Here is an 8,499-nt window from a genome sequence, read left to right as displayed (position 1 = left end):
AAAAGTATAATTACAACAGGCACTAAAACCAATAAATCATAGAAATTAACGTCGAATTTAGTCGGGAATTTACTTCCCAAAGGCAGCCATATTTGATAAAATTGAACTAAGGAATCGTTCCAGAAATAATAAACTGCCAAGAAGAAAATAATAGTCAAGAATCCTATGATTACGGCCACCCACTCCCTCCAATTAAATGGTCGGAAAATGATTAAACTAATCCACATCAATGGTAACATGGCAATAAAAGGGAAATAAAGTAAGGTTCCTAATGCCACAAGCATTCCTAAATCATACATTACTGAGCTCACCTCTTGTTTTTTATAAACACTTAGAAAGCGCTCAATCATGATGAGGATTAAGAAGTTGCAAATTAAGGTGGGACTTAATATTAAAAAGGGGCTAAGTAAACTTCCTATGGTTACATAAAGTAAGGCGGGTAAGAAAGTTTGTTTACCTAGGAGGCTGTAAGCGTTAATGATTCGGTTAAAGATGAGCGCCTGAACGATTAAAATCAGGAGGGCAATTAGGAGGTTACTCAGGGGACTAATACCTGTTTTGTCAGGTATATCTAGTAATAACCTCGAAAAAGGTTCCATAAACTCAAAACCAATGTCTTGAGGTAGATTGATGAAAATCTCTATTCTCAACAAAAAAGCCACTACAATCAGAAGAATGATGTTTAAAGGATTAAGGCTTCTGAACTGCTGAATCATCTATTTTATTGATTTTCTTGAAAATTTTGATTTACTAATCAAAGTTAGCAATATAATTTAGATGCATTATGGCCATGGAGGGCAAAAAGGGCCACAATACCGACTGTTAAGGAGTATTAAAAACTTAAAATGTCTATTCTTTTATATTTAAATAATTGAATTAGAGATTATTAGCTCCAATGTTTATTTATTCGTTTTAGCTGTTTGGTGTGATGTATGGTATGAACTTCGATAAAGCGGAGCCATTGCTGCCCGTTTAGAAATCCTAGGCGTGGGTGTTCAATTTTTTGGTTGGGATCAGCCAAATGAATCTGACTTTGGATTTCGGTCAGTCTTGTTTTGAATTTCATTAGTAAATCCTCAGCCTCTTTTTTACTGATCTTTTTTACCAAGGCCGCAATTCGTTTGGGTGCTTTGATTTTAACCGGAGGAAAGCTCCCAAAAAATAATATTAGTCCCGCGACCCAATAAATACGTTTTTTACTAGCCTCTCCTTCATGATCAATGCAGCTCTGAATAGCCGTAAGAGATAATAATCCCGACGAAAAAATATGGGAGTAGGTTTCCGAATAGGACCAGCTAGCATCTGGCGGATTTTTTTGAAAAACATCTTCAGAAAGCTCTTTGAGAAGATTTTCATAGATGGCTACAGCCTTCATCAAGGATTGGTAATTGCGTTCAGCACTCATAAAAATTCCCTTAGCTCGCTCAAGCATTGTATCTGATGCGCTACATCTTCCGGCGCTTCTTTACCTTCGGGATTGAAATAAATTGCCTTCATCCCAAAGTTTTGAGCGCCTCTAATATCTGCTTCAATGCTGTCGCCAATCATCAAGCTTTCAGAAACATCCGCTTGAGCGAGACTTAAAGCATGATCAAAAATGGCCTTGTCGGGCTTATTTATCCCTATAACCTCCGAAATAATGACATTATCGAAGTAAATTCCCAATCCATTATTATGAATTTTCATCTCTGTAGATTCCTTAAAACCATTGGAAATCACATGCATGCTATACTTGTTTTTGAGGTAAGTTAGGGTCTCATGAGTTTTGGGGAAGAGATTGGTTTTTGTGGGACAAATATTTACGTAATCATCCTCAAATTGATGTGGAATATGTTCTGGAGAAATGCCTAAATCAGTAAATGTCTTCGAAAATCGGGTTTCACGAAGCACCTGCTTGGTAATTTTACCTAGGTGATAATCTGCCCACAGCTGATGGTTATTGAGGGTATACCTTTCAATAAATTTGTCGGCAGAATGGAGGCCCAAATCCTGAAGTTTATACGTATGGTAGAGTTCATGCAGCGTTTCTTCTGCATTTTTATCAAAATCCCAAATGGTATGGTCGAGGTCGAAGAAAAGGTGTTTGTAATGCATTTAAAAAATATATCCTCAAAAATACGCTAATATTAGGCTTTGCATTAAAAAATTTAAATTTTAAGGTTATTCTTTCACGCCATAAGCTAAATCACCTGCATCACCCAATCCGGGAACTATATAAGATTTGGTGGTCAGCTCCTCATCTAAAGCACCAATCCAAAGTTTTGCCTGCGGAAGATTCGCCTTAACATGTTCAATGCCCACCTTGCTGGCAATAATTCCGACAATGTGCAGCTCTTTAATCGTGTATTTCCGTAGCAACTCCTTACAACATAAAACCATGCTTTCGCCGGTTGCAATCATCGGATCGGCCAAAATCACAACCTTACCATCCAAGGTGGGGGTAGAAATATATTCGATCTCGATGATAAAATCATGCCCCTTGGTTGTTTTTCGATAGGCCGCAATAAATGCTGAGTCGGCCTTGTCGAAATAGTTAAGCATTCCCTGGTGCAAGGGTAGGCCTGCTCTTAATATCGTTGCCAAAACGGGCTGCTCTTGTAAAATATCGATTGGGGCAGTCCCGAGACTAGTTTCAAACTCGGTCTCGACAAAATTCAAGCCCTTACTAATCTCAAAAGCAAATATTTCACCTAGGCGTTCCATATTTCTGCGGAAGCGCATGCTGTCTTGTTGAATCTCCGAATCACGTAATTCTGCAATAAAATGATTCGCTATTGAGGGGGTTTCGCTGAGTATAAATGCCATAGTTAAATTTAAGAATTATTTATTTTTGAAGCTAATTTTGACGAGTTAAATAATCATTATTATGATAGCATATTAAATTATATCTGAACAAGACTGCTACATAGATCGTGCCCAATACTCGCCAGCTCGGACTAGCATGTGGCCGGTTGTCAGCGTACCACTATCCCCTGTGATCGGTGTTGTCACCGTAACCCTGTGATCGGTATTGTCACCGTACCCCTGTGGTCGGTGTTTTCACCGTACCATTACGAAGCTGGTAGACTAGGGATAGCTGGTAGGAATGAGGCTGGTACGGTGACAACACCGACCAGAGGACCGACCAGAGGACATCAAATCATAATAAGCCAGTGCGCCGTACTCAAGACTTCTTTTCTTATCTTTGTAAGAACCCATGGAATTTAAACTCACATCCGAATATAAACCTACAGGCGATCAGCCAGAAGCCATCAGGCAGCTGGTTGAAGGAATAAATAATGGCGATCATTATCAAACTTTACTGGGTGTAACCGGCTCGGGTAAGACCTTCACCATTGCCAATGTGGTTCAAGAAACACAGAAGCCAATTCTAGTGCTTAGCCATAATAAAACACTTGCGGCACAGCTCTATGGGGAGTTTAAGCAGTTTTTTCCGGAGAATGCGGTTAATTATTTTGTATCCTACTACGACTACTACCAGCCAGAAGCCTATATCGCCTCTTCGAATACCTATATCGAGAAGGATCTGCAAATCAACGAGGAAATTGAAAAACTTCGACTTCGTACTACCTCTGCACTCATGTCGGGGAGAAGGGATATTATCGTCGTTTCATCCATATCCTGCATTTATGGTATGGGAAATCCCGAAGATTTTGCCAATTCTGTGTTTCGTTTTGCTGTTGGGACAAAAGTGAGCCGCAATGCTTTTTTACATCGATTAGTTGAAATTTTATACTCCAGAACAACCACCGATTTCCGCCGTGGAACTTTCCGTGTGAAGGGCGATACCGTAGATATTTATCCGGCCTACATGGATTTTGCCTATCGTGTTTCATTTTTTGGGGATGATATTGAGGAGCTAACTACCATTGATCCAGCATCAGGAAAAACCATCGAAAAGATGTCGCACATGGCCATCTTTCCGGCCAATTTATTCGTTACACCCAAAGAACGCTTTACAGAGTCCATTTGGTCGATTCAGGAGGAGCTCGAGAGCCGCAAGCAGCAATTTATTAATGAAAAACGCTTTTTAGAAGCTAAGCGACTAGAAGAAAGGGTGAATTATGATTTGGAGATGATTCGCGAGCTGGGCTATTGCAGTGGAATAGAAAATTATTCGCGCTTTTTTGATGGAAGAACACCAGGAATGCGCCCCTTCTGTCTGCTGGATTACTTCCCCAAAGATTACCTCATGGTGATTGATGAGAGCCACGCCACGGTACCGCAAATACGTGCCATGTATGGTGGCGACCGCTCTAGAAAGCTTTCTTTGGTAGATTATGGATTTCGATTACCCGCAGCACTAGACAATCGACCGCTGAATTTCAATGAATTTGAGTCGCTCGCCCCACAAACAATTTATGTGAGTGCTACTCCCGGCGACTATGAAATGGAGCGTACGGAAGGTGTTTTCGTGGAGCAGGTTATACGCCCTACGGGACTACTAGACCCCATTATTGAGATCAGGCCCGTTGGCAATCAGGTGGATGATTTATTGGATGAAATTGACAAAACGGTTAGAATGGGCGACCGCATTCTGGTGACAACCCTCACTAAGCGCATGTCGGAAGAGCTCACAAAATATATGGACCGCCTTGGGATAAAGGTGAGATACATTCACTCTGAAGTAAAAACTATGGAGCGTGTAGAAATTCTCAGAGACTTGCGACTGGGTGTTTTTGATGTATTAATTGGCATTAACCTTCTTCGTGAGGGCTTGGATTTGCCGGAAGTGTCATTAGTTGCTATTCTGGATGCCGACAAGGAAGGTTTCCTTCGCTCGGAGCGCTCTTTAATTCAAACCATTGGTAGGGCTGCTAGAAATGATCGCGGACGGGTAATTATGTATGCCGATAAAATTACAAATAGCATGCGTGTTACCATTGATGAAACCAACCGCAGGCGCGAGAAACAAATGGCCTACAACATAGAGCATGGAATTACTCCTCGTACGGTGGGGAAATCGCGCGAAGCCATTATCGAGCAGACCTCCGTGATGGATTTTAAAGGAGGTGTTCAGAAAGCTTACATTGAGAAGGAGATGACGGATAGTTTGGCCGCTGATCCGATTGTTCAATACATGACCAAACCCGAGCTTCAAAAATCAATCGATAAAACCAAAAAAGAAATGGTGCTGGCGGCTAAAGAGATGGACTTCCTTATGGCCGCAAAAATGAGAGATGAAATGTATGCGCTAGAGCAAATTATGGAACAACGATTCCCTTGATTGGCGAGTAAATAAATCCATACAACATAAAAATTAGTAAATAATTGAATGAACGGTCAGAATAGAAAAGATATTTATCCCGGACTTGACGTAGAAATCATACTCAAAAAGGATCAGCGCAGTGGAAACAAAACTAGAGGTATTGTTCAAAGCCTATTGACTAGTGCAGCCTTCCATTCCCGTGGGATAAAAGTTAGGTTGGAGGATGGTCAGGTTGGTCGCGTGGTTTCTATCGAAGAGGGAATCTGACCAATAATTGTAACATTTAATATGATTCAAGGCTAATCAAAAAATTATCTCTTATCTTTGCATTATATAATTTTTTACATGGGATTATTAAAATTTTTATTCGTTACCATCTGCATTTTATGGTTAATCCGTATGATTGCCCGTTTGCTTTTACCCGTTTTATTCCAAAAAATGATGACCAAAGCGCAAAATCAGGCCAATCAGAGATATCAAGAGCAAAATCCTACACCCGAAGGCCGCATCAAAGTTGATTATATGCCTCCAAAGGTTAAGTCGAAGGTTGTTGATGCCGGCGATTTTGTGGATTACGAAGAGATTAAAACTCCTTGATCTCATACCATTCTCATTTCTAAAAAATCTTAATGATAAAAAGCTTGTTTAACAGCTTAAATTCGCATTAATCAATAATTTCATTAGATTTATTTTCAGAAAGCTCAATTACACGCATTGCAGGTTTGAGCTTTTTTCTATTTTTGACCTTCAATTAATTTATGCAGAATGAATAACTGGTTTAAAAACAATGGTGTACATCTAGCCATTATAGGAATATTTATCGCGCTTTGCTTCGTGTATTTCAGTCCGGCGCTACAAGGTAAGTCCTTGTATCAGAGCGATGTACTGATGGCCAAGGGTATGCAAAAGGAAATTATGGATTATAAAGCTAGCGATGGAAAAGGTCCGCTGTGGACTAATTCAATGTTTGGTGGTATGCCCGCTTTCCAAATATGGGTGCAGTACCCAAATAACGTAACAACCTACGTTATTTCATTCTTCAAAACTGTTTTTCCGAATCCAATTGATACCGTTCTTTTATATCTTTTAGGAGCATATTTATTATTCTGCGTGCTAAGAATCAATCCTTGGCTTGCTGCAGCCGGTGCTATTGCCTTTGCATTTTCATCCTATAATTTTCAAATTATTGATGCAGGCCACAGCAATAAAGCCATGGCAATCGCCTTTTTTCCACCAATTTTAGCGGGTATCATCCTTACATTCAGGAAAAAATATCTTTTGGGAGCTGTTTTAACTGCCCTATTTTTAGCTGTTGAAATTAGAACGAATCATATCCAGATGACCTACTACTTGTTCATCGCATTACTAATTTATGTGGGAATTGAATTATATCATGCCCTGAAAAATAAAGAAACAAAGGATTTCATTAAATCGTTCACTTACCTGGCTGCGGCTGCTTTACTTGCGGTGGCAGTAAATGCAGGTATGCTCTGGACTACCTACGAATACAGTACAGAAACCATTCGTGGCAAGTCAAATTTAACAAGTGATAAAACGGCACCAAGCAACGGACTTGATAGAGATTATGCCTATCAATGGAGCCAAGGCGTGGGTGAAAGTCTAACCTTTTTAGCTCCTAATATTTATGGCGGTGCTTCGGGAGCCAATCTGGATGAAAAATCGGAGGTAGCCAAAGTTTTATCTTCAAAAGGTATTCCTGGAGAGCAAATTCTACCGGCAATACAGCAATTATCATCCGTAGGCTTAAGCACCTATTGGGGTGATAAACAATTCACTTCTGGTCCCTGGTATTTCGGTGCAAGCATCTGTTTTCTGTTTATTTTGGGTCTTTTCATCGTAAAGAACAGAATAAAATGGTGGATCTTAAGTGCCAGTATTTTATGTCTCCTGCTTTCTTTTGGAAGACATTTACCATTCCTTTCAGATCTATTCTTCAACTACTTCCCACTTTACAATAAATTTAGGGCGGTAGAGTCCATTTTAGTAATCGTTGCCTTTTTGGTGCCTGTACTAGCAATTTTAGCAGTAAAAGAGGCTAGCGTAGCAAATGGTGAGCCTCAGAAATTGCAAAAAAGTTTGGTTTATAGCTTGGCTATTTGCGGCGGACTATTATTAATTTTAATGGTACTGCCTGATGCATTTTTGAGCTTTAAATCGCAAAACGATGCATTTTTCACAGAACGCTTGATGCAAATTACAAATGGGGATAAGGGTTTTGCCGATGCCATTTATTCCGCATTGGTACAAGATAGAATTAGCTTGGCAAGAGCAGATGCATTCCGTTCCCTCCTATTCGTTTTGTTAGGCGCTGGATTAATCTGGGCACTGATCAAGAAGAAATTGAATCCGCAAATTGTTTTTATTGCTTTGGCAGTAATCGTGCTTGCCGACCTTTGGAATATCGATAGACGCTATTTGAATAATGAGAAATTTGTTGATGCAAACGTTCTAGCACAGCAATCACAACCTAGAGATGTGGATCAGTTGATCATGAGGGATCAGTCCTATTATCGAGTACTGGACCTTACACAAGGCAATCCATTCTCCAATTCCATGTCATCTTATTTCCACAAAAGCATTGGAGGTTACCATGCCGCTAAACTGAAGCGATACCAGGAAATATTAGACAAACAGTTTAATGGAGCTATCAATGAGGATGTTCTAGACATGCTCAATACCAAGTACTTAATTACTTCTGATCAAAATGGAGATAAACAAACCATGATCAATCGCTCTACAGCGGCTGGGCATGCTTGGTTTGTTCCGCAGGTAGAGTACGTAAAAAATGCAGATGAAGAAATGATGGCTATCAGCAGCTTCGATCCTAAAAAAGTGATGGTTGTAGATGAGAAATTTAAGCCTTTAATTGATGCAAGTAAAATAGGCTTTGATGAAAATGGCTTCATCCGATTGACCAATTATCACCCAGATCATATGACTTATGAATACTCAAGTGGGCGTGATGCCTTGGCGGTATTCTCTGAAATTTGGTATGATAAAGGCTGGAATGCTTATGTAGATGGCGAAAAGATACCTTATTTCCGTGCAGATTACATCTTACGTGCTGCACAATTGCCTGGAGGTAATCATAAATTAGAATTTAAATTTGAACCTACCTCTTACTATACCGGAGAGATCATTTCATTAATCGCTTCGATACTTTTGGTGCTTTCCTTAGGATATGCCATATTTTTGGAAGTGAAGAATATTAGTGGTACGGTGACAACACCGACCACAGGGAAAAAGTAGTAGTGTGGGCGGGGTTGAAC

General features: G+C 39.9%; 8 protein-coding genes. 4 read left to right on the top strand and 4 right to left on the bottom strand.

The genetic code is table 11. The features are described 5' to 3' along the window. From ACILQF_RS07525 to upp, 4 genes are all read right to left on the bottom strand, one after another. Positions 1 to 716: DUF6427 family protein (locus tag ACILQF_RS07525; RefSeq protein ID WP_395626804.1), on the bottom strand; the 716-nt coding region annotated here is incomplete at its 3' end. A 170-nt stretch (positions 717 to 886) separates the two neighbouring features. Next, on the bottom strand, positions 887 to 1,405 hold the full coding sequence (locus ACILQF_RS07520; protein WP_395626803.1) for a DinB family protein: 519 nt from the start codon (positions 1,403 to 1,405) through the stop codon (positions 887 to 889). Next, a complete protein-coding gene (locus tag ACILQF_RS07515) occupies positions 1,402 to 2,094 on the bottom strand; it encodes a YjjG family noncanonical pyrimidine nucleotidase (protein WP_395626802.1) in 693 nt (230 codons plus the stop codon). The genes ACILQF_RS07520 and ACILQF_RS07515 overlap by 4 nt, the downstream gene beginning before the upstream one ends. A 66-nt stretch (positions 2,095 to 2,160) precedes the next feature. Next, positions 2,161 to 2,805, bottom strand: a complete 645-nt coding sequence (upp, locus tag ACILQF_RS07510) for a uracil phosphoribosyltransferase (protein ID WP_395626801.1) — start codon at positions 2,803 to 2,805, stop codon at positions 2,161 to 2,163. Between the two features lie 391 nt (positions 2,806 to 3,196). On the opposite strand from upp, the gene uvrB reads away from it, so the two are divergent. The 4 genes from uvrB (at position 3,197) to ACILQF_RS07490 (ending at position 8,479) form a co-directional block, all read left to right on the top strand. Next, positions 3,197 to 5,227: an excinuclease ABC subunit UvrB gene (gene uvrB, locus ACILQF_RS07505; RefSeq protein WP_395626800.1), complete on the top strand. Its 2,031-nt coding sequence runs from the start codon at positions 3,197 to 3,199 to the stop codon at positions 5,225 to 5,227. 48 nt (positions 5,228 to 5,275) lie between these two features. After that, positions 5,276 to 5,476, top strand: a complete 201-nt coding sequence (locus tag ACILQF_RS07500; RefSeq protein WP_395626799.1) for a YwbE family protein — start codon at positions 5,276 to 5,278, stop codon at positions 5,474 to 5,476. A gap of 78 nt (positions 5,477 to 5,554) precedes the next feature. Then, positions 5,555 to 5,806, top strand: coding sequence for a DUF4834 family protein (locus ACILQF_RS07495; protein WP_395626798.1), 252 nt, complete (start codon positions 5,555 to 5,557; stop codon positions 5,804 to 5,806). Positions 5,807 to 5,974: 168 nt separating this feature from the next. Further along, positions 5,975 to 8,479 (top strand): YfhO family protein, encoded by a 2,505-nt coding sequence (locus tag ACILQF_RS07490; RefSeq protein WP_395626797.1) that lies wholly within the window; start codon positions 5,975 to 5,977, stop codon positions 8,477 to 8,479. Positions 8,480 to 8,499 lie beyond the last annotated feature (20 nt).

Source organism: Daejeonella sp. (genome assembly GCF_044232565.1).
Taxonomy (GTDB): Bacteria; Bacteroidota; Bacteroidia; order Sphingobacteriales; family Sphingobacteriaceae; genus Daejeonella.
This window is presented reverse-complemented; position numbering and strand designations above follow the sequence as displayed.

What these genes read in the sequence shown, in the direction of transcription:
- ACILQF_RS07520 (WP_395626803.1), bottom strand. Translation starts at nt 1,405, where the DNA reads ATGAGTGCTGAACGCAATTACCAATCCTTGATGAAGGCTGTAGCCATC.
- ACILQF_RS07515 (WP_395626802.1), bottom strand. Translation starts at nt 2,094, where the DNA reads ATGCATTACAAACACCTTTTCTTCGACCTCGACCATACCATTTGGGAT.
- upp (WP_395626801.1), bottom strand. Translation starts at nt 2,805, where the DNA reads ATGGCATTTATACTCAGCGAAACCCCCTCAATAGCGAATCATTTTATT.
- uvrB (WP_395626800.1), top strand. Translation starts at nt 3,197, where the DNA reads ATGGAATTTAAACTCACATCCGAATATAAACCTACAGGCGATCAGCCA.
- ACILQF_RS07500 (WP_395626799.1), top strand. Translation starts at nt 5,276, where the DNA reads ATGAACGGTCAGAATAGAAAAGATATTTATCCCGGACTTGACGTAGAA.
- ACILQF_RS07495 (WP_395626798.1), top strand. Translation starts at nt 5,555, where the DNA reads ATGGGATTATTAAAATTTTTATTCGTTACCATCTGCATTTTATGGTTA.
- ACILQF_RS07490 (WP_395626797.1), top strand. Translation starts at nt 5,975, where the DNA reads ATGAATAACTGGTTTAAAAACAATGGTGTACATCTAGCCATTATAGGA.